An 18,195-nucleotide genomic window follows, 5' to 3' on the forward strand; every position below is an offset into this window, starting at 1 on the left:
ACAGTTCTTGGCCTCATCGTCGAGCGCGACGTCGATGTTGATGACCTTGATGCCGGCCTTCAGCGCCTTGGCGATCGGCGTGACCATCGCCTTCGAATCGGCCGGCGCCACGACGATGATGTTGTAGTTCTGGGTGATGAAGTTCTCGATCGCATCGACTTGCGCGGCGAAATCGCGCTCGTCCTTCATGCCGACGGCGGCGAAATCGAACTTGTCCTTGTTCTTGGCCGCATAGTCCTCCGCGCCGGCCTGCATCTGCTTGAAGAACTCGTTGGCCAAAGACTTCATGACCAGGCCTGCCTTCGGCTTGTCGGCCGCAAACGCCGAACCGAACGGCAGCGCAAGCGCGCCGGCCGCCAGCGCGCTTGTCTTGAGGAACCGACGACGCGAGAACGATCCCAGGTCGAGCCCGCGGGTACTTGAAACCTTGCTCATGCTTTCCTCCTCCTGAATGGGCGTAATCGGTTACGTAACCGATTACGCCAAAAAACTACTGCTTGTCTTCGTCGGATGTCAACACGCTCGCGGAGGAAGCGTACCCGAGCGGCCTGCCGGGCGGATATCGCAGCGTCGGCCCGGCTTAGGTCTGCCGCTGGCTATTTCCCAGCCGGAGTTCGACGCTCTCGTCGGGCAAATGCCTTTGCGCATAGGCGGGGATCTTGAACCGCTTGCGGTATGCGCCGGGCGCCAGCCCCGTCACACGTTTGAACAAGCGACGGAAGAACGCAGGCTCTTCGTACCCGACGTGCCAGCTGACGTCGTCGATTGACGCGTCGGTGCGCTCCAGTCGGCGCTTGGCGTCCTCGATCCTCAAGCGCTGTACATAGGCGATCGGGCTCAGGCCGGTCGCACTCGTGAAACGGCGTTTGAAGGTGCGCTCCGTGAGCTGGGCGCAGCGGATCATCTCTTCTATGGGATTGGCGACCGAAAATCGGGTGGCGATCAAGTCCTGCGCCGCCTGAACGGCAAGATCGCCATGATCCTTGCGGCCCTCAAAGATGATGTAGGGCGCAAGACCGTCCTGATGCCACTGCAGCGCGAATGAGCGCGCCACGGCCTGGGCTGCGGTCGCGCCGGCGTGTCGGGCGATCAGGTACAACACCAGATCATGCCAGGTCATGGAAGCACCCGAGGAGATGAGCTCCTCTCGCTTGCCCGACACCACCAGCACACGATCCGGGTGGATAGGCACCTGTGGAAACGTCCGGCCGAAGTCGCCGGCGTAGCCATAATGCACGGTCGCGTCCACGCCATCGAACAGACCGGTTTCGGCAAGCAGGAAGATGCCTGAGCACGCCGAGCACAAGAGCGCGCCGCGGGCATGCATGGCGCGGAACCACTCGATCAGTTCCGGATGCAGGTCCTTTCGCCAGCCGTTCGGCCCAAGCAGGATCGAAGGAACAATGACGATGTCGGTCATATCCACCTCCGCCACACTTCGCTGAACCATGACCGGCACGCGGCTGGCCAGTTCCAGAGCGCCCGTTTCTAGGCCGACGATCTCAATCTCGAAGGGCGGAGCCTGGCGCGGCTCGCTGCCCGGCAGCGGCATTATTTTGAAGGCATTCATCACGTCGAAGATGCCCGACAACGTGGACACCACGGCCTCTGGAATGGCCACCAGACTCACGTGAAGCGGCTCGGATGCGGCAGTGGTGAAGTGACGATGCATGTCGGCTAATCCATGTCGCAGGTGCCGCAACCATAGCGCCCGGCGCGCGCGGCCGCCAGTTTCTCTCCTGACGACGGGCCAGTGGCACAAATGGCCCGATTCTGGAGAGTCGTGCTCTCCCGTTTCTTCCCTGTTCCTGCGATTCAGCCGCTGCCTCGGGATTGCCCGAGCGCTTGGACAGGAGACTTGGACATGGAGCATACCCACAACCATAAGATCGATCCGGCAAAACTCGATGCGCTCGTCGCGCGAGCGATCGGTGATATTTCGGCCGGCTACGGCGGAGTCATGATCAGCCTCGGCCACCGTCTCGGTCTTTACAAGGCCATGGCGGGCCTCGGACCCCTCAGTGCCCGCGCGCTCGCGGGGCGGGCCGTCTGTGCCGAACGTTACGTACGCGAATGGCTCAATTCCCAAGTGGCGGGCGGCTATATCGTCTACCACCCGGTCAGCGACACCTACGAGTTGACACCCGAACAGGAAGTCGTGCTCGCCGACGAGGACAGCGCCGTCTTCATTCCCAACGCTTGGGCGGTGCCCGCTTCGATGTGGGCCGACGAAGAGAAGGCCGTAGAGGCTTTCCGCACCGGCAAGGGCATCGCCTGGGGAGATCATGACGGACGCCTGGCCTGCGGCGTGGCCGCCTTTTACCGGAACGGCTACAAGGCCAGTCTCGTGAGCGAATGGCTGCCATCCCTGGAGGGCGTCGTCGAGAAGCTCAGGACTGGTGCGCTTGTTGCCGACATCGGGTGCGGCCACGGCCATTCGACGGCGCTCATGGCAAAGGCCTTTCCGGCTTCCCGCTTCCATGGCTTCGACAATCACGAAGACTCGCTGGTGGAGGCCCGTCGCGGCGCCGCCAAGCAGAGCTTGGAAGGGCGCGTGGCGTTCGAAAAGGCGCGGGCCGACGACTACCCGGGCAGCGGCTACGATCTGATCTGCTTCTTTGATGCCCTGCATGACATGGGCGATCCTGTCGCCGCGGCAGTGCATGCATCAAAGGCGCTGGCGCCGGACGGGACGGTGATGCTGGTCGAGCCTTTCGCCAATGACCGGGTCGAGGACAACATCTCGCCGGTGGCGAGAATGTATTACGCGGCCTCCACCACCATCTGCTGCGCCCACGCTATTTCGGACGGCGGCCGCCTCGTGCTGGGCGCCCAGGCCGGCGAGGCACGGCTGGCGGAAGTGTTCCGCAAGGCCGGGTTCACCCGTTTCCGTCGTGCCTTCGAGACGCCGTTCAACTTGGTCCTCGAGGCCCGGCTCTGACCTTCGAAAGCTAACACCGGTCGGTCGCAGCGGACGACTTCCGGCCTCGCGGCGCAAAGGGGGCGCGGGGCGGGCGGCAATCCCTTCGATCCCAACAAACAGGAGACTGATCATGAAAAACATTCTCACAGGCATAGGCTTCGCCATCGCTACCGTACTTGCCGCACCGCTCGCCGTTGCGCAGGAACTGCCGGCGGCCGAGCAGACCTACAAGGAAATCGAGGCGACGCTCGGCATCGTGCCGAGCCATATCAAGGCCTATCCAAAGTCGGCAGTCGCCGGCGCTTGGGCGATGTTCAAGGGTCTCGAGCTTCAACCCAAGAACAACGCTCTCGAACCGAAGGTAAAGTCGCTCATCAACGTCGCGGTGGCGGCGCAGATTCCGTGCCGTTACTGCATCTGGCTGGAAACCAAGATGGCCAAGGACCGCGGCGCCACCGACGAGGAGGTCGCCGAAGCCGTGGCCCATGCCGGCTACGTCCGGCACTGGAGCGCCGTGCTGAATGGCCTGCAGATCGACTTCGAAACCTTCAAGACCGAATTTGGCGGCGACTGACGGCAGGCGGTGCCCGGCGTTTCAACCGGGCACCGCCCCTTCCTGCACGCCCCACCACATGGGAACTCTCATGGAACTGCTCATCAACGCGGCGAACATTCTTTACGTGATTGCCTACTTCACAATGGACATGCTGCGCCTGCGAATGCTCACCCTGACGGCGGCAACCTGCCTGGCAGTATACTTCTACTGCCAGCCCGTCCCGATGTTGAACGTCGTGGCATGGAACGTCTTCTTCATCGGCCTGAACGTGGTCCACATCACCCGGATCGTGCGCGAGCGGTACACTGGCGCAGCGAGCTGATTGCCGGTGGCAGTGCCTCAAAGCATCGGGTGCGCCGATTCGATCATGGCCCCGAAATCGAGTTTGGTCTCGCCTCGCGGCCGTCGAATCGCTCGATTGATCACCGCCAGCCGAGTGCCGGCGCGACGTGCTTCAGGATCGCCTCGATGACATGGGCGTTGTAGTCGACGCCGAGCTGGTTGGGCACGGTGAGAAGCAGCGTGTCGGCCTCGGCGATCGCCTCGTCTTGCCTGAGCTGCTCAACCAGCAGATCCGGCTCGGCGGCGTAGGTACGGCCGAAAACGGCGCGCTTTTCCGGCTCGATATAGCCAAAATGATCCTCGCCCTCGCTGCCGCCGAAATAGGCGCGGTCCATGTCGTTGACCAAGGCGAAGATGCTGCGGCTCACCGACACGCGCGGCTCGCGCGCATGGCCGGCTTCCTTCCAGGCTGCGCGGAAGGCTCTTATCTGCTCAGCCTGCTGGATGTGCAGCGGCTGGCCGCCCTCGTCGAATTTCAGCGTCGAGCTCTGCAGGTTCATGCCGAGCTTGGCCGCCCATTCGGCGGTGGCGTTGGTGGCCGCGCCCCACCAGATGCGTTCGCGCAGGCCGGCCGAGAACGGCTCGAGCCTGAGCAGCCCAGGGGGATTGGGAAACATCGGCCGCGGATTGGGCTGGGCGAAGCCTTCGCCGCGCAACAGATCGAGGAGGATCTCGGCGTGGCGGCGCGCCATGTCGGCATCGGTCTTGCCCTCTTCCGGCACGTAGCCGAAATAGCGCCAGCCATCGATCACCTGCTCGGGCGAGCCGCGGCTGATACCGAGCTGCAGCCGGCCGCCGGCGATGAGGTCGGCCGCACCCGCATCTTCGGCCATGTAGAGCGGGTTCTCGTAGCGCATGTCGATGACGGCGGTGCCGAGCTCGATACGCTTGGTCTTCGCGCCGGCCGCGGCAAGCAGCGGAAACGGCGAGGCGAGCTGGCGGGCGAAATGGTGGACGCGGAAATAGGCGCCGTCGGCGCCGAGCTCCTCGGCCGCGACTGCAAGGTCGATCGACTGCAGCAACGCGTCGGCGCCCGAGCGCGTGCCCGATTGCGGGGCGGGCGACCAGTGCCCGAACGACAGAAATCCGATCTTCTTCATGCGCTCCGTTCCGCGTCGGGCGGCCCGCTGAACCGCTCGTGTTCTTGTGTTGCTCCAGCGCAATACCAGGAAAACGTGCGACGGCGTTCCGCCGCGGAATTGCGCAATGCAACGCAAATAGTTGAAGCCGTGCGGCTATTCAACGAAACGCGACCGGATACAGACCGTCAATCGATCCGGATCCAGACGCCCTTGGTGTTGAGATATTCGTCGAGATGCTCGGCGCCGCCCTCGCGGCCGTAACCGCTCATCTTGTAGCCTCCGAACGGCACGGCCGGGTCGATCGCGTGATAGGTGTTGACCCAGACCGAGCCGGCGCGCAGCCGGTTGGCGAGCTGGTGCGCCTTGCCGACATCCTTGGTGAACACGCCGGCGCCGAGACCGTAGGGCGTGTCGTTGCCGCGCCGCACCGCTTCGTCCAGCGTGTCGAAGGGCAGCGCCGAGATGATCGGCCCGAAGATTTCCTCGCGCGCGATGCGCATGCCGTCGGTGACGCCGGAAAACACGCCGGGCGTCATGAAATTGCCTGCGGCCAGCGCGCCCTTGGTGATGCGCTCACCACCTGTCACCAGCCGCGCGCCCTCGCGCGCGCCGTCCGCGATGAAGCCCGTCACGCGCTCGAGCTGTCTTGGCGAGATCAGCGGTCCGATCTCGGTCTCGGGGTCGGCGCCGTCGCCGATCCGCAGCTTTGCCGCGAAGGCCGCGACGCGTTCGACGAATTCGTCATAGATCGGCCGTTCGACGAAGAGCCGGGAGCCGGCGATGCAGACCTGGCCGGAATTCGCGAAGACCGACATGGCCGCCACCGGCACGGCGCGCTCGATGTCGGCATCGGCGAGCACGATCACCGGCGATTTGCCGCCTAGCTCCAGCGACACGCGCTTCATGTTGGCGGCCGAGGCGCGCAGAATCGCCTGGCCGGTGGCGGTCGAGCCGGTGAAGACCACCTTGTCGACATCCATATGCGCCGCGAGCGGCGCACCGGCTTCCGCGCCCGTGCCGGTCACGACGTTGACGACGCCCGGCGGCACGCCGGCCTCCTGCATCAGGTCGGCGATCAGAAGCGGCGTCAGCGGTGCCTCTTCCGACGGTTTCAGCACGATGGTGCAGCCGGTGGCCAGGGCTGGGCCGATCTTCCAGATCGAGGCGGCGGTGGGCGCATTCCACGGAATGATCGCGCCGACCACGCCGACCGGCTCCTTGCGCGTGTAGGAGACGATCTCGCCGGGCAGCGAATTGCCGATCGTCTGGCCGTGGATCGACGTCGCCATGCCGGCATAGAAGCGCAGCATGCCGAGCACGCGGTTGCGGTTGGCCAAAGTGCGGGTGATCGGCATGCCCATGTCGGTGGTGTCGGAAAGCGCCAACTCTTCCCAATGCCGTTCCATGAGATCGGCGATCTTCAACAGCAGCAGCTGGCGCTCATAGGGCTTGAGGCGGCTCCACGGTCCCTCGAAGGCGCGCCGCGCGGCGGCCACTGCCAGGTCGACGTCCTTGGAATCCGCAAGCGGCACGGTGCCCAGCACCGCGCCGGTGGCGGGGTTGCGCGTCTCGAAAGTCCGGCCGCTCACCGCATCGCGCCACTCACCGTCGATCATCATCTGCCGGTGCCGGCCGTCGATCGGCGTGCGCAGGGGAAGGTCTCTCACCGATAACGTCATCTGAAGCCGCTTCCTCTGATGAGCATGGCCTTATGCCACCGGCCTGCGCACGGGCGCAAGTTCGCCGCCGCGGTCGAGAATGTGCAGCCGGCGACGGCTGATTTGTCCATCCGCCATACTTTGTGCGTCATCGCCTGTTGAACAAGGCTGAACCGGCCCCGCCTTCCGAAAAGGGCGGCGAAACACGGACCTCGGTAGCCATTCATGCATGACCTGACGCCCGTTCTCTCCACCGTGGCCGCTTCGTTCCTGGCGTCCTTTGTCGAGGTGGTCGAAGCCTTCACCATCGTGCTGGCCGTCGGCGTGACGCGCGGCTGGCGGCCGGCGCTGACAGGCGCCGTCTCGGCGCTCGCCGTGCTGGCGGCGCTGGTGCTGGCTTTCGGACCGCTGCTGCAGCTGATCCCGATCACGCTCCTGCAATTCGTGGTCGGCGTGCTTCTTATCCTGTTCGGCATGCGCTGGCTGCGCAAGGCGATCCTGCGCAGCGCCGGGATCATCGCGCTCCGCGACGAAGAGGCAGCCTTTTCCAGGGAAACCGACGCGCTGACCCGCTACGCCAACGATCGTCGCGCCGGCTATCTGGCCGGCGTGGCGGCCTTCAAGGCGGTGCTGCTCGAAGGAGTCGAGGTGGTGTTCATCGTTATTGCGGTCGGGACCGCGCATGGCCAGACGCTCTATGCCGGTCTCGGAGCGCTGGCCGCATTCGTGCTTGTGATGCTGATCGGCCTCGCCATGCACCGGCCGCTGGCGCGGGTGCCGGAAAATGCGCTCAAATTCGTGGTCGGCCTGATGCTGACCAGTTTCGGCGTGTTCTGGACAGGCGAAGGCCTCGGCGCCGAATGGCCGGGCGAGGATTTTGCGCTGCTTGCCATCTTCGTCGTCATCGCCGCGGCATCCTTCGCCATGGTGCGCTGGCTGCGCAACGTCTACGCGGCTGCTGCCAAAGCAATTCCAGGAAAAGCGTGAAGCGGTTTCCCGTGCGGAATTGCGATCAAGGAAGAAACAGAGCGGTTTGCCGTTGCCCCGGAAATGGTGACCGCTCGAAGGGAATTGCCCGATGAAAATCGTCCGCCTCGTCCTGAAGGAGCTCGTCGGCATGTTCGTCGACGACGGCAGCCTTGCGCTTCTGGCACTGCTTCTGATCGCTTTGGTCGCCGGCGCCGTGAAGCTTCTGGCGCTGCCGCCGGTCGTCGGCGGCGCCCTGATCCTGATCGGCTGCCTGGCGATCCTTTGGGAAAGCACGAGGCGCGGCACGCGCGGCGGAGACAAAGGCTAAGCCGGCCTGATGGGTGGCGCGGGCGAAACGCGCCGCGCTTTAGACTCGCAGTGTGCGACTTTCCTCGCCGATCGCGCTTTTGACGAAAAGCTCGGCGTGCTCGGCCCACTGGATTTCCGTGACGTTGTTCTCGCGAACCGATCGCTTGAAAGCTTCCCGCAACGCGTCGAGTTCAAACACCGACAACCGTCCGAGCGTATCGTGTTTCAATGTGCGAATTGCCATCACGCAGCCCAACAGCCCAAGTCATAAACAGGTATATGCTTCGCCAGCTCGGACTCAAGGCATTGCCCCTGACTTCTTTTGGGTGCAATCGCCGGGCTTTTTAAAGCGCCCAATCGCAATCAGTAGATTGTGAACAAGGTCGGCAGCATGCCGATCATACGAAAATGCTCGACCGCCTCGATAAGCGGAAAGAAGGCCAGAAAATATAGACCGTCCCGGAACGTGCTTTTCAGCGCGCTGGTGGAAAAGACCCATTGGGCCTCATCGCGGTAGAGCATCGGATTCGGCCAGAAACGCGGCGTCCGCTCGGCATAAGCCGTGTAGGCGGCGCCGAATTTGCCGGACAGGAACTCGGCCTCCCGTCCGGCGGTGAACCGGAAGACGAGGAAGCTTGCAAGCCCAAGCATCGCCCCGGCCAGCACCGATCCGAACATCAGCCCGATACCCACCGCTCCGATGATCGAGAAGAAATAGAGCGGATTGCGGCTCATCGAGAACGGACCGGAGACGACCAGCTCGTCGTTCTTCCTGCCGCCGACATAAAGAATGCTCCACAGCCGGCCGAGAAAGCAGACGAGCACGAAGCCGAAGCCGGCCGTCTCCATCAGCTCGTGTCCGCTCGAGCCCTCGCTGAGGAACGGCTTGGCAAACAGCAGCAAGACGATGGCCGTCACTGCGGCGACCTGGACGACGATCAGGCGCTTGTGCTGGTCGAAGGCCTTTGGCGCTGACTTGAGCGATGTGTAAGCCATTCGATTTGAGTCACTCCGGCCGGGCCAGCGCTCCCCTAACCTTTCTCGCGCCCGGCGGCGAGGTCTTCCCATTATTTTCGATCATTCTTACGAATTTGTAAGGATCCGGACAGGCCTGCGTAAGTCCGGCTTGTGGGAATGGGGCCTCGCCGATGCTACCGTGCCGCTTGAACTCGACACCGGACGATAGGCCAAGATGCGACTGCTGCTGGTTGAGGATGACCCAAGGACTGCCGACTACATCGTCAGGGGACTGAGCAAGGCCGGGCACGCCTGCGATCTCCTGCGCAATGGCCACGAAGCGCTCGCCGCGGCAACCCGCAATGCCTATGACGTCATCGTTGCCGACCGTATGGTCCCCGGTCTCGACGGCCTGTCGATGATCAAGGCGGTGCGAGCGGCGGGCATCAAGACGCCGGCGATATTCCTGACCTCGATCGGCGGCGTCGACGACCGGGTGGAAGGGCTGGAGGCCGGCGGCGACGACTATCTGGTCAAGCCCTTCGCCTTTTCCGAACTGCTTGCCCGCATCAACGCGCTCGGCCGGAGGCCGGCGGCGCAGGAGCAGAAGACCAGCCTTCGTGTTGCCGACCTCGAAATGGACCTGATCATGCGGCGCGTGACCAGGCAGGGCAGGACCATCGACCTGCAGCCCCGGGAGTTCAGCCTGCTCGAAGTGCTGATGCGCGGCGAGGGCCGGGTGATTACCCGCACCATGCTTCTGGAGCGCGTCTGGGACTTCCATTTCGACCCCAAGACCAGCGTCGTCGAAACCCATATCAGCCGGCTCAGGGCCAAGGTCGACAGGCCGTTCGACGTGCCGCTCATCCATACCGTGCGCAACACCGGCTACAGCCTGCACGCGCAGGGTTGACGATCCATGCCTGATCGCATCTCGCGCCTCCGGCCGGCTGTCCGTATATAAGCGACATGGCGATGCTGGACTCCGCAAGGCAATGGGCGCTTCGCATGAAGCGCGACGTCGTGGCGCTCTGGCTTGCCGCCCGCGATCCGCGCGTCCCCTGGTACGCGAAGGTCGTGGCCGGTGCGGTCGCAGCCTATGCGCTGAGCCCCGTCGACCTCATTCCGGATTTCATTCCGATCATCGGCTATCTGGACGATCTTGTGATCGTTCCGCTCGGCATCCTGCTTGCGGTAAAGCTGGTTCCGGCCGGGCTCATGCGGGAATTCCGCGACACCGCCACGCGCAGCACCAGACCGGTCAGCCTGACCGGTCTGATCTTCATGATTGCCGTCTGGATCGTGGCGGCCCTGGCCCTGCTATGGCTGTTCTGGCCGAGCCCCGCCTGAAACGATGAAGGAGGCACGCCCCAGCCTGCTGCGCAGCACGCCGTTCCGCCTGGCACTGACCTTTGCCTTCCTTTTCGTGCTCGCCTTCATCCTGTCCGGCGCGGTCGTCTATCAGCTGATGAGCGCCGATCTGACGAGGCGGCTCGATAAGTCCATCAAGGAGACCTATTCGGTCGTTGCCCTGACCTATGCAGCCAACGACAAGGAGGATCTTGTCGCCTCGGTCAACAACAACGCCGACCTCAGCCCCGACAAGGACCAGCTTTTCTCGCTGACCGACCCCGCCGGCAACCGTCTGGCAGGCAATTTCACCGCCTCCGGCCTGCCCGACGGTTTCTCGATGTTCGCCGCCAGATTGCCGGGGGTGCCGCCCGACACGATGTACCGCGCCTATACCGGCGAGGTCGGCGGCAACAATCTGACGGTTGCCTTCTCGCTTGCCGAGACGGACGAGCTGAAGACCATCGTGCTGATGAGCTTCGGCTGGGGCACGCTGGTCATCACCGGGCTCGCCATTGCCGGCGGCGCCCTGCTCGCCTCGCGCGTCCAGCGGCGGCTCGACGGCATTGCCGCCACCATGGTCGACGTCTCGCACGGACGGCTCGACGCGCGCATCCCGTTGACCGGCAGTGGCGACGACATCGACGCCGTGTCCACCCAGGTGAACGCAGCCCTCGACCGCTTGTCGGGCCTGGTCGACGGCATGCGGGAGGTGAGCGCCAACATCGCGCACGACCTGAAGACGCCGCTCAACCGCCTGCAGATGATCCTGGAGCAGGCCGCCGACAAGACCGCCTCCGGCGAGACCGTTTCGGCCGAGCTGGCCGATGCGCGCAGCGAAAGCCGGCAGATCAACGACACCTTCGATGCGCTGCTGCGCATCGCCCAGATCGAGGCCGGCGCGCGCAGGGCGCGCTTCGTCGATCTCGACGTCGGCAGTGTCGTCGACACCATCGGCGAGGTCTATGCCGACGTCGCCGAGGATGACGGGAAGTCCTTGTCGACAGACCTCGTTCCGGAGACGAAATGGTACGTCCACGGTGACCGCGACCTGCTGATGCAGATGCTCGCCAACCTGGTCGAGAACGCGCTCAGGCATTGTCCACCGCGCACAGCGATCGAGCTGTCGGTGACAACGCAGGGCGACCGTGTCCTCGTCCATGTCCGCGACGATGGACCCGGCATTCCGGCCGGCGAGCGCGAAAAGGTCTTTCAGCGGCTTTACCGGCTGGATTCCAGCCGCACGACGCCGGGCAGCGGCCTTGGCTTGAGCCTCGTCAAGGCGGTCGCCGACCTGCATGGCGCGTCAATCACGCTGGAGGACAATCATCCAGGGCTCGCCGTCATCGTCGACTTCCCCGCGGTGAGGGAGCCCGCCGCCTGACGGGCAGGCTTCAGCGCACGCCCGCCCTGCGGAAATCGGAGGGCGACATGCCGGCAAGCTTGCGGAACGACTTGTTGAAGGCGCTGAGCGAGCCGAAGCCCGAGTCCATGGCGACCTTCAGCACATTGGCGCCCTCATGCATCAAAAGCGCCTGGGCATAGCTCAGCCGCAGCAGATTGACATATTCGTTGAGCGTCATGCCGGTCGATTTCTTGAACAGGCTCATGGCGTATTTCGGATGGATGTCGGCCGCCGCCGCGATGTTCACGCAGTCGATGTCGTAGAGGAAATTCTCGGCGATGAAATCGCACATGCGCCCGACATTGCGCGAGGACTGCTGGTCGAAGGCGCTGCCGGCCCCGTGTCCGGACGCTGTTGCCGGCACCAGCCGGTACGGCTCGAAGCGCACCCGCTCCAACCGCAAGAGCAGCTCGTTGACGGCGTGTTCGGCCTTGGCCGCATCGCCCGAGCGCGCATACTCGTTCCAGCGCTTGAAATTGTCGTTGTCGGACTGGTCGGTGGCATTCGTCACCAGCGTCGCACCCGTCATCAGCCGGTGCCGGACATCGGCCGGCAGATGCAGCCTGAAGAAATGCACCAGCGGCAGATGCGCGCCGGCATAGATCGCGTCATCGGTGAGATCATCCATCTGGTGCGGCAGCCCGCCCCAGAACAGGCACATGTCGCCGGCCGAGAGCGCGATCTCATGCTCGGCCATGCGGTAGTGCACGCTGCCGCGCACGATGAAGTTGACCTCGACCTGGGCGTGCCAATGCGGCTTCAGCATCACCAACGGCTGGTTGTGGAACATCTGCAAGGCCAGCGGCAGACCTTCGACGCTGCTCGCGCCTGGCTGGTAGAACGGACGCTCCGGCATCTTACTTTCCGCCAATTTCTTATTCCCTTTGTCGGGGACAAGCCTTCCGCGCCGCATAATCTAGCCAGGCTCACGGTGAGAGAGCAAACGAAATGGGAGGATTTCAATGCGCACCACACTGACCTGCGCCGCGCTTTTGCTTGCCCTGGGCTCCGGCCCCGCTTTGGCGCAATCGGGCGAACTGACGATCTGGAGCTGGAACATCGCCGCTTCGTCGCTGAAGGCCACCGTCGAGGGCTTCAACAAGAAGTACCCCGACATCAAGGTCACCGTTCAGGACCTCGGCAACCAGCCGACCTATGACAAGTCGATCGCCGGCTGCGCCGCCGGTGGCGTCGGCCTGCCCGACATCGTCTCGATCGAGAACGGCGAGGCCGAGAACTATTGGAGCCAGTTCCCGGACTGCTTCGTCGACCTGCACACGCTGGGTTACAGCGCGGAAGACCAGAAGAAATTCCCCGATTTCAAGCGCACCGAGCTCGAAGTCGGCGACAAGGCCTATGCCATGCCCTGGGATTCCGGCCCGGTCGCCGTCTTCTACCGACGCGACTTCTACGAGAAGGCCGGCGTCGACCCCGCATCGATCAAGACCTGGGATGATTTCATCGCCGCCGGCAAGAAGATCCAGGCCGCCAACCCCGGCGTCACAATGACCAACGCCGACTTCAACGGCGATACCGAATTCTTCCGCATGATCTCCAACGAGCAGGGCTGCGCCTATTTCGCCGAGGACGGCCAGTCGATCACGGTCAACCAGCCGAAATGCGTCGACGCCATGACCAAGGTCAAGGAAATGAAGGACGCCGGCATCGTTTCTTCCGCCGACTGGTCGACCAAGATCACCAACAACACCGCCGGCACGGTCGCCACCCAGGTCTATGGCGGCTGGTATGAGGGCACCATCCGCACCGAATCGCCGAAGGAGAGCGGCAAATGGGGCGTCTACCTGATGCCGAGCCTGACCGCCGACGGCCCGCGCGCCGCCAATCTCGGCGGCTCCTCTTTGGCCATCACCTCGGCCAGCAAGAACAAGGAAGCGGCCTACGCCTATCTGAAATACACGCTGGAGACCAATGAAGGCCAGATCACCATGCTGAAGGATTTCGGCCTGGTGCCGTCGCTGATTTCCGCGCTCGACGATCCTTACGTCGCGCAGGGCCAGCCCTATTGGGGCGGCCAGGCGGTCTGGAAGGATATCCTCGCCACGCTGCCGAAGGTCGTGCCGAGCCGCGGCACGCAGTTCCAGAGCGATGCCGAGATCATCGTGCGGGCCGTGCAGACCAAGTATCTTGCCGGCGGCTATCCCGATGCCAAGGCCGCGCTCGACGACGCCGCAAGCCAGATCGCCTCTGCGACCGGCCTGCCGGTCAAGTGAGCGTCGCTTTTCCTTCTCCCCTTGTGGGAGAAGGTGGATTGGCGCCTAGCGCCAAGACGGATGAGGGGTGTTGGACGGATTGCCGTCGTTGCCAAGCTGGAACACCCCTCATCCGGCCGCTTCGCGGCCACCTTCTCCCACAAGGGGAGAAGGCAAGACAGGGCAGCGCCTGCATCGACCATTGGCACTGCTCCAGCAATTCAACACATGATCAAGACCGCGCCCGCTAGGAAGGCGCGACCCGAAACTGGAAGGAGGAGGAACACGATGCGCTACCGCAACGCCACCGCCTATCGCTTCCTCACGCCTTATCTCCTGATCTTCGCCATCTTTTGGATCTGGCCGATCATCAGCTCCTTCCTGATCTCCTTCCAGGCGACCCGCACCGTGCCGTGGCGCTTCGCGCCGACCTTCAACTGGGGCCGCCTGATCGGCGATCCCGCCTTCTTCAACGCGCTGAAGAACACGCTGCTTATCCTCGTCATCCAGGTTCCGGTGATGATCTCGCTGGCGGTCGTGATGGCGGTGCTTTTGAATTCGCCGCTGCTCAAGGCGCGCGGCCTCTACCGCTTTGCGTTCTTCGCCCCCGTCGTGGTCGGCGAGGTCGCCTATTCGGCGGTGTTCCGGCTGATGTTCAGCCTCGATTTCGGCATCGTCAACAAGCTGTTGAGCAGCGTCGGCCTGGAGAAGATCGACTGGTTCTCCAACGTCACGCCGGCCATGGCGCTGATCATGATCGCGGTGACCTGGCGCTGGGCCGGCTACAACGCCATCATCATTCTTGCCGGCCTGCAATCCATTCCCGATGACGTCTACGAGGCCGCCACGCTCGACCGCGTCAGCAAGCTGAAGCAGTTCTTTTACATCACCCTGCCGCTGTTGAAGCCGGTCATCGTCTTTTGCGCCGTGCTGTCGATCATCGGCACCATGCAGCTCTTCACCGAGCCCTTCCTGATCACCGAACGCGGCGGGCCGGGCGGCGGCACCGAAACCCTTGGCCTCCTGCTTTACCGCCAGGGCTTCCGCTCGCTCAATTTCGGCTATGCCTCGGCGATCGCCTACACCATGGCGGGCCTCGCCATCGCCATCACTTTGGTGCAGCTCTGGCTGACGAGGGAGCCGAAATGACCTCGCGCTCGCAAAGGCGGCTTGGACGCAGCATCCTGCTGCATCTCGTCCTGACGCCGCTGGCGCTGATCTGGCTGTTCCCGCTGTGGATGATGGTGGTGTTCTCCACCATGCCCGACAACGGCATCTTCAGCCCCGGCATCGAGCTTCTGCCGCATGACAGCTTCCTCGACAATTTCAACAATCTGCAGCGCGACACCAATTTCGTCGGCGCGATCGGCATCTCGGTCTCGGTGGCGGTGACCTACACCTTTCTCTCGGTGCTGCTGACCTCGATGGCCGGCTGGGCGCTGGCGCGCTACGACTTCCTCGGCAAGGGCGTGGTGGTGGCGATCATCTTCGGCACCATCACGCTTCCCTACGCCGTGGTGCTGATCCCGCAATTCATCATGGTGGCGCGCGACTTCCAGCTCGCCAACACCTGGATCGCGCTGATCGTGCCGCCGCTGTTCAATTCGCTCGGCGTGCTCTTCATGCGCCAGGCCTTTTCGATGATGCCGGCCGAGCTGTTCGACGCGGCGAGGGTCGAAGGCGTGAAGGAATGGCGCATCTTCCTGTTCGTGGCGCTGCCCTTGGCGCGGCCGATGCTGGCGGCCCTCGCCATCATCCTCTTCCTCGCCTCGTGGAACAACTATCTCTGGCCGCTTTTGATCAACAGCCAACCCGGCGCGATGACGGCGCCGGTGGCGCTCGGCACCCTGATCGGCCTGACCAAGGTGTCCTGGGGCGGCATCATGGCCGGCGCCGTCATGCTGACCGTGCCGATGCTGATCGTCTTCGTGCTGCTGCAGCGCCATTTCATCGCCGGCATCGCCGCCGGCGCGGTCAAATAGGATAGGAACGAGATGGCGGCCGTCACCCTCACCAATGTCGTCAAGCGTTTCGGCACCTTCGAGGTCGTCCATGGCGCCAATATCGACATTGCCGACGGGGAGTTCGTCGTCTTCGTCGGCCCGTCGGGATGCGGCAAGTCCACGCTTCTTCGCATGGTCGCCGGGCTGGAGGACATCAGCGGCGGCGAGATCGCCATCGGCGGCAAGGTGGTCAACGATGTCGAGCCGGCCGACCGCGGCATCGCCATGGTGTTCCAGTCTTACGCGCTCTATCCGCACATGACGGTGGAGCAGAATCTGAGCTTCGGCCTGCGCATGAACGGCAATCCGAAGGCCGACACCGAACGGCGGGTCAAGCGCGCCGCCGAAATTCTTTGCATAGACGAGCTGATGCAGCGTCGGCCGAAGCAATTGTCCGGCGGCCAGCGCCAGCGCGTCGCCATCGGCCGCGCCATCGTGCGCGAGCCGAAGGTCTTCCTGTTCGACGAGCCGCTTTCGAATCTCGACGCCGAGCTGCGGGTGCAGATGCGGGTCGAGATCTCGCGCCTGCACAAGGAGCTCGGCGTCACCATGATCTATGTGACGCACGACCAGACCGAGGCGATGACGCTGGCCGACCGCATCGTCGTGCTCAAGGCCGGCAATGTCGAGCAGATCGGCGCCCCGCTCGACCTTTACGACGATCCGGCTAACCGTTTCGTCGCCGGTTTCATCGGTTCCCCGAAGATGAATTTCATCGCGGCGAAGGTCGTCGATTTGTCCAACAGCGCCGCGACCGTCGAGCTCGTCAATCATGGCGGCGCTAGGCTGCGCAAGCCGCTCTGCGGCCCCTTGCCGGCGCCCGGCGCGGAGGTCGTGCTCGGCGTCAGGCCGGAGCATTTCTTCGAGGCCGGCGAGGGCGACTGCGACATTCCGGTGAAGGCCGACGTCGCCGAGCATCTGGGCTCGGTCAGCTATGTCTACGCCGATGCCGGGCCGGAGGAGCTGATCATCGAGCGCGAGGCCAGGCGCCAGCGCGCCGGCAGCGACCACTTCACCGTCTCGATCAAGGCCGAGCGCTCGCTGCTCTTCGACAAGACAGGCGCCAGGATTCGCTGACTTTCCTTTCTGCCCGATCGCGAAGGCGTGGCGGCGACCGCATGGAGAATTCGACATGACATCCGGAAAAATTCGCTGGGGCATTCTCGGACCCGGCAGCATCGCCAAATCCTTTGCCGGCGGCCTGGCGCAGTCGCGCACCGGCGAACTGGTCGCGCTCGGCGCTCGCAATCCCGGCAAGCCGGGCCTTGCCGAGACGTTTCCGGGCGCGCGCATCCTCGACGGCTATGACGCGCTGCTTGCCGACGAGGACGTCGATGCGGTCTATATTTCGATCCCGCATCTAGGCCATGCCGAATGGGCGATCAAGGCGGCAGAAGCCGGCAAGCATGTGCTGTGCGAAAAGCCGCTGGCGCTCACCGCCTTCGAGGCCGACGCCATGATGCATGCGGCGCGAATAGCGGGCACCTTCCTGGGCGAAGCGTTCATGTACCGGCTGCATCCGCAGACGCTGCAGCTGGTCGAGCTGATCAAATCGGGCGCCATCGGCGAGGTCCGCATGATCAAGTCGAGCTTCGGCTTCGCTATGCCGGGCTTCATGCCGGAGCACCGGCTCTACGCCAACGAGCTGGCCGGCGGCGGCATCCTCGACGTCGGCGGCTACCCGGTCTCGATGGCGCGGCTGATTGCCGGCGCCGCGGCGGGAAAGCCTTTCCTCGAGCCGGACAAGGTCGTCGGTGCGGCCCATCTCGGCCAGTCCGGCGTCGATGAATGGGCCTCGGCGCTGCTCCATTTCCCCGGCGGCATCGTCGCCGAGGTCTCGTGCAGCATCTCGCTCAACCAGGACAATGTCCTGCGCATTTTCGGCACCAACGGCCAAATCGAGGTGCCGGACTTCTGGTTCGCCGGTGGCAACCGCGACGTCGGACCGGGCCGGATCGAGGTGATCCGGTCCGGCGGCACGCGCGAGGTGATCAGTGTCAACGAGACCCGCCACCTCTATTCCTTCGAGGTTGACGCCGCCGGCGAGGCGATCCTGGCCGGCCGCCAGGAATTCGCCTGGCCGGGCATGGGCTGGGCCGACAGCCTGGGCACGCTGCGCGTTCTCGACAAATGGCGCGCCGCCGTCGGGCTGGAGTACGAGATCGAAAAGCCGGCTAAGCGCGTCAACACCATCTCCGGCCGGCCGCTCGGCGCCAACGGCACCGCCATCGGCAAACGCGCGATTCCCGGCCTGCCGAAGCCCGTCTCGCGGCTGGCGCTCGGCTTCGAGGATTTCCGCACCTTCTCCTCGGGCTCGATCCTGCTCGACGCCTATTTCGAAGCCGGCGGCAACCTGTTCGACACCGGCTTCGTCTATGGCGCCGGCTACACCGGGACGCTGCTCGGGCAATGGCTGAGCAATCGCGGCGTG

Annotated in this window: 20 protein-coding genes; 13 read left to right on the top strand and 7 right to left on the bottom strand. The window is 64.2% G+C overall.

Translation table 11 applies throughout. From position 1 onward, the window contains the following. Together EOA75_RS12140 and EOA75_RS12145 are read right to left on the bottom strand one after the other, a co-directional pair. Positions 1-435: substrate-binding domain-containing protein (locus EOA75_RS12140; protein ID WP_164747357.1), on the bottom strand; the 435-nt coding region annotated here is incomplete at its 3' end. Positions 436-580: 145 nt separating this feature from the next. After that, on the bottom strand, positions 581-1,672 hold the full coding sequence (locus tag EOA75_RS12145; RefSeq protein WP_127324326.1) for a helix-turn-helix domain-containing protein: 1,092 nt from the start codon (positions 1,670-1,672) through the stop codon (positions 581-583). A gap of 192 nt (positions 1,673-1,864) precedes the next feature. On the opposite strand from EOA75_RS12145, the gene EOA75_RS12150 reads away from it, so the two are divergent. From EOA75_RS12150 to EOA75_RS12160, 3 genes are all read left to right on the top strand, one after another. Continuing rightward, the gene (locus EOA75_RS12150) at positions 1,865-2,941 is read left to right on the top strand and encodes a class I SAM-dependent methyltransferase (RefSeq protein WP_127324336.1); all 1,077 of its coding nucleotides are present in this window, start codon (positions 1,865-1,867) and stop codon (positions 2,939-2,941) included. Positions 2,942-3,053: 112 nt separating this feature from the next. Further along, positions 3,054-3,497 carry a carboxymuconolactone decarboxylase family protein gene (locus tag EOA75_RS12155; RefSeq protein ID WP_095776734.1) on the top strand — a complete coding sequence of 148 codons (444 nt, stop codon included), beginning with the start codon at positions 3,054-3,056 and terminating at the stop codon, positions 3,495-3,497. A 70-nt stretch (positions 3,498-3,567) separates the two neighbouring features. Continuing rightward, positions 3,568-3,801 carry a hypothetical protein gene (locus EOA75_RS12160; RefSeq protein WP_164746687.1) on the top strand — a complete coding sequence of 78 codons (234 nt, stop codon included), beginning with the start codon at positions 3,568-3,570 and terminating at the stop codon, positions 3,799-3,801. 100 nt (positions 3,802-3,901) lie between these two features. Here EOA75_RS12160 and EOA75_RS12165 read toward each other — a convergent pair whose 3' ends face one another. Together EOA75_RS12165 and EOA75_RS12170 are read right to left on the bottom strand one after the other, a co-directional pair. Further along, a complete protein-coding gene (locus EOA75_RS12165; protein ID WP_095825128.1) occupies positions 3,902-4,921 on the bottom strand; it encodes an LLM class flavin-dependent oxidoreductase in 1,020 nt (339 codons plus the stop codon). Positions 4,922-5,088: 167 nt separating this feature from the next. Further along, on the bottom strand, positions 5,089-6,582 hold the full coding sequence (locus EOA75_RS12170) for an aldehyde dehydrogenase family protein (protein WP_127324328.1): 1,494 nt from the start codon (positions 6,580-6,582) through the stop codon (positions 5,089-5,091). A gap of 204 nt (positions 6,583-6,786) precedes the next feature. Here EOA75_RS12170 and EOA75_RS12175 point away from each other — a divergent pair, with 204 nt between their 5' ends. Then, positions 6,787-7,548 (top strand): COG4280 domain-containing protein, encoded by a 762-nt coding sequence (locus EOA75_RS12175; protein WP_127324329.1) that lies wholly within the window; start codon positions 6,787-6,789, stop codon positions 7,546-7,548. 91 nt (positions 7,549-7,639) lie between these two features. After that, positions 7,640-7,858, top strand: a complete 219-nt coding sequence (locus tag EOA75_RS12180) for a hypothetical protein (RefSeq protein ID WP_127239936.1) — start codon at positions 7,640-7,642, stop codon at positions 7,856-7,858. 39 nt (positions 7,859-7,897) lie between these two features. Here the strand turns inward: EOA75_RS12180 and EOA75_RS12185 are convergent, their stop codons facing one another. Continuing rightward, positions 7,898-8,083: a hypothetical protein gene (locus EOA75_RS12185; protein ID WP_127324330.1), complete on the bottom strand. Its 186-nt coding sequence runs from the start codon at positions 8,081-8,083 to the stop codon at positions 7,898-7,900. A 119-nt stretch (positions 8,084-8,202) separates the two neighbouring features. Beyond that, complete coding sequence (locus tag EOA75_RS12190; protein WP_127324331.1) at positions 8,203-8,835, bottom strand: isoprenylcysteine carboxylmethyltransferase family protein; 633 nt, start codon at positions 8,833-8,835, stop codon at positions 8,203-8,205. A 196-nt stretch (positions 8,836-9,031) separates the two neighbouring features. Here EOA75_RS12190 and EOA75_RS12195 point away from each other — a divergent pair, with 196 nt between their 5' ends. Genes EOA75_RS12195 through EOA75_RS12205 form a run of 3 tightly spaced genes read left to right on the top strand, consistent with a single transcriptional unit; the run spans position 9,032 to position 11,530 of the window. Continuing rightward, the gene (locus tag EOA75_RS12195; protein ID WP_127324332.1) at positions 9,032-9,709 is read left to right on the top strand and encodes a winged helix-turn-helix domain-containing protein; all 678 of its coding nucleotides are present in this window, start codon (positions 9,032-9,034) and stop codon (positions 9,707-9,709) included. Positions 9,710-9,765: 56 nt separating this feature from the next. Then, positions 9,766-10,146 carry a YkvA family protein gene (locus tag EOA75_RS12200; protein ID WP_095827380.1) on the top strand — a complete coding sequence of 127 codons (381 nt, stop codon included), beginning with the start codon at positions 9,766-9,768 and terminating at the stop codon, positions 10,144-10,146. 4 nt (positions 10,147-10,150) lie between these two features. Continuing rightward, positions 10,151-11,530 (top strand): HAMP domain-containing sensor histidine kinase, encoded by a 1,380-nt coding sequence (locus EOA75_RS12205; protein ID WP_127324333.1) that lies wholly within the window; start codon positions 10,151-10,153, stop codon positions 11,528-11,530. Positions 11,531-11,540: 10 nt separating this feature from the next. On the opposite strand, the gene EOA75_RS12210 is transcribed toward EOA75_RS12205, so the two are convergent. Then, entirely contained in the window at positions 11,541-12,407 is an 867-nt protein-coding gene (locus EOA75_RS12210; protein ID WP_095781997.1) for a helix-turn-helix domain-containing protein, read from the bottom strand. A 106-nt stretch (positions 12,408-12,513) separates the two neighbouring features. Here EOA75_RS12210 and EOA75_RS12215 point away from each other — a divergent pair, with 106 nt between their 5' ends. The 5 genes from EOA75_RS12215 to EOA75_RS12235 form a co-directional block, all read left to right on the top strand. Beyond that, a complete protein-coding gene (locus tag EOA75_RS12215; protein WP_127214477.1) occupies positions 12,514-13,782 on the top strand; it encodes an ABC transporter substrate-binding protein in 1,269 nt (422 codons plus the stop codon). A 267-nt stretch (positions 13,783-14,049) separates the two neighbouring features. After that, on the top strand, positions 14,050-14,910 hold the full coding sequence (locus EOA75_RS12220; protein WP_127324334.1) for a sugar ABC transporter permease: 861 nt from the start codon (positions 14,050-14,052) through the stop codon (positions 14,908-14,910). Further along, positions 14,907-15,743, top strand: a complete 837-nt coding sequence (locus tag EOA75_RS12225) for a carbohydrate ABC transporter permease (RefSeq protein WP_095776742.1) — start codon at positions 14,907-14,909, stop codon at positions 15,741-15,743. The genes EOA75_RS12220 and EOA75_RS12225 overlap by 4 nt, the downstream gene beginning before the upstream one ends. A 12-nt stretch (positions 15,744-15,755) precedes the next feature. Then, entirely contained in the window at positions 15,756-16,841 is a 1,086-nt protein-coding gene (ugpC, locus tag EOA75_RS12230) for a sn-glycerol-3-phosphate ABC transporter ATP-binding protein UgpC (RefSeq protein WP_127324335.1), read from the top strand. A gap of 55 nt (positions 16,842-16,896) precedes the next feature. After that, positions 16,897-18,195 (top strand): Gfo/Idh/MocA family oxidoreductase (locus tag EOA75_RS12235; RefSeq protein WP_164747358.1); only part of this gene is annotated, 1,299 nt, incomplete at its 3' end.

Source organism: Mesorhizobium sp. M1A.F.Ca.IN.022.07.1.1 (assembly GCF_003997575.1).
Taxonomy (GTDB): domain Bacteria; phylum Pseudomonadota; class Alphaproteobacteria; order Rhizobiales; family Rhizobiaceae; genus Mesorhizobium.

What these genes read in the sequence shown, in the direction of transcription:
- EOA75_RS12200 (WP_095827380.1), top strand. Translation starts at nt 9,766, where the DNA reads ATGGCGATGCTGGACTCCGCAAGGCAATGGGCGCTTCGCATGAAGCGC.
- EOA75_RS12150 (WP_127324336.1), top strand. Translation starts at nt 1,865, where the DNA reads ATGGAGCATACCCACAACCATAAGATCGATCCGGCAAAACTCGATGCG.
- EOA75_RS12180 (WP_127239936.1), top strand. Translation starts at nt 7,640, where the DNA reads ATGAAAATCGTCCGCCTCGTCCTGAAGGAGCTCGTCGGCATGTTCGTC.
- EOA75_RS12215 (WP_127214477.1), top strand. Translation starts at nt 12,514, where the DNA reads ATGCGCACCACACTGACCTGCGCCGCGCTTTTGCTTGCCCTGGGCTCC.
- EOA75_RS12170 (WP_127324328.1), bottom strand. Translation starts at nt 6,582, where the DNA reads ATGACGTTATCGGTGAGAGACCTTCCCCTGCGCACGCCGATCGACGGC.
- EOA75_RS12205 (WP_127324333.1), top strand. Translation starts at nt 10,151, where the DNA reads ATGAAGGAGGCACGCCCCAGCCTGCTGCGCAGCACGCCGTTCCGCCTG.
- EOA75_RS12165 (WP_095825128.1), bottom strand. Translation starts at nt 4,921, where the DNA reads ATGAAGAAGATCGGATTTCTGTCGTTCGGGCACTGGTCGCCCGCCCCG.
- EOA75_RS12225 (WP_095776742.1), top strand. Translation starts at nt 14,907, where the DNA reads ATGACCTCGCGCTCGCAAAGGCGGCTTGGACGCAGCATCCTGCTGCAT.
- EOA75_RS12145 (WP_127324326.1), bottom strand. Translation starts at nt 1,672, where the DNA reads ATGCATCGTCACTTCACCACTGCCGCATCCGAGCCGCTTCACGTGAGT.
- EOA75_RS12220 (WP_127324334.1), top strand. Translation starts at nt 14,050, where the DNA reads ATGCGCTACCGCAACGCCACCGCCTATCGCTTCCTCACGCCTTATCTC.
- EOA75_RS12190 (WP_127324331.1), bottom strand. Translation starts at nt 8,835, where the DNA reads ATGGCTTACACATCGCTCAAGTCAGCGCCAAAGGCCTTCGACCAGCAC.
- EOA75_RS12210 (WP_095781997.1), bottom strand. Translation starts at nt 12,407, where the DNA reads ATGCCGGAGCGTCCGTTCTACCAGCCAGGCGCGAGCAGCGTCGAAGGT.
- EOA75_RS12175 (WP_127324329.1), top strand. Translation starts at nt 6,787, where the DNA reads ATGCATGACCTGACGCCCGTTCTCTCCACCGTGGCCGCTTCGTTCCTG.
- EOA75_RS12160 (WP_164746687.1), top strand. Translation starts at nt 3,568, where the DNA reads ATGGAACTGCTCATCAACGCGGCGAACATTCTTTACGTGATTGCCTAC.
- EOA75_RS12155 (WP_095776734.1), top strand. Translation starts at nt 3,054, where the DNA reads ATGAAAAACATTCTCACAGGCATAGGCTTCGCCATCGCTACCGTACTT.
- ugpC (WP_127324335.1), top strand. Translation starts at nt 15,756, where the DNA reads ATGGCGGCCGTCACCCTCACCAATGTCGTCAAGCGTTTCGGCACCTTC.
- EOA75_RS12185 (WP_127324330.1), bottom strand. Translation starts at nt 8,083, where the DNA reads ATGGCAATTCGCACATTGAAACACGATACGCTCGGACGGTTGTCGGTG.
- EOA75_RS12195 (WP_127324332.1), top strand. Translation starts at nt 9,032, where the DNA reads ATGCGACTGCTGCTGGTTGAGGATGACCCAAGGACTGCCGACTACATC.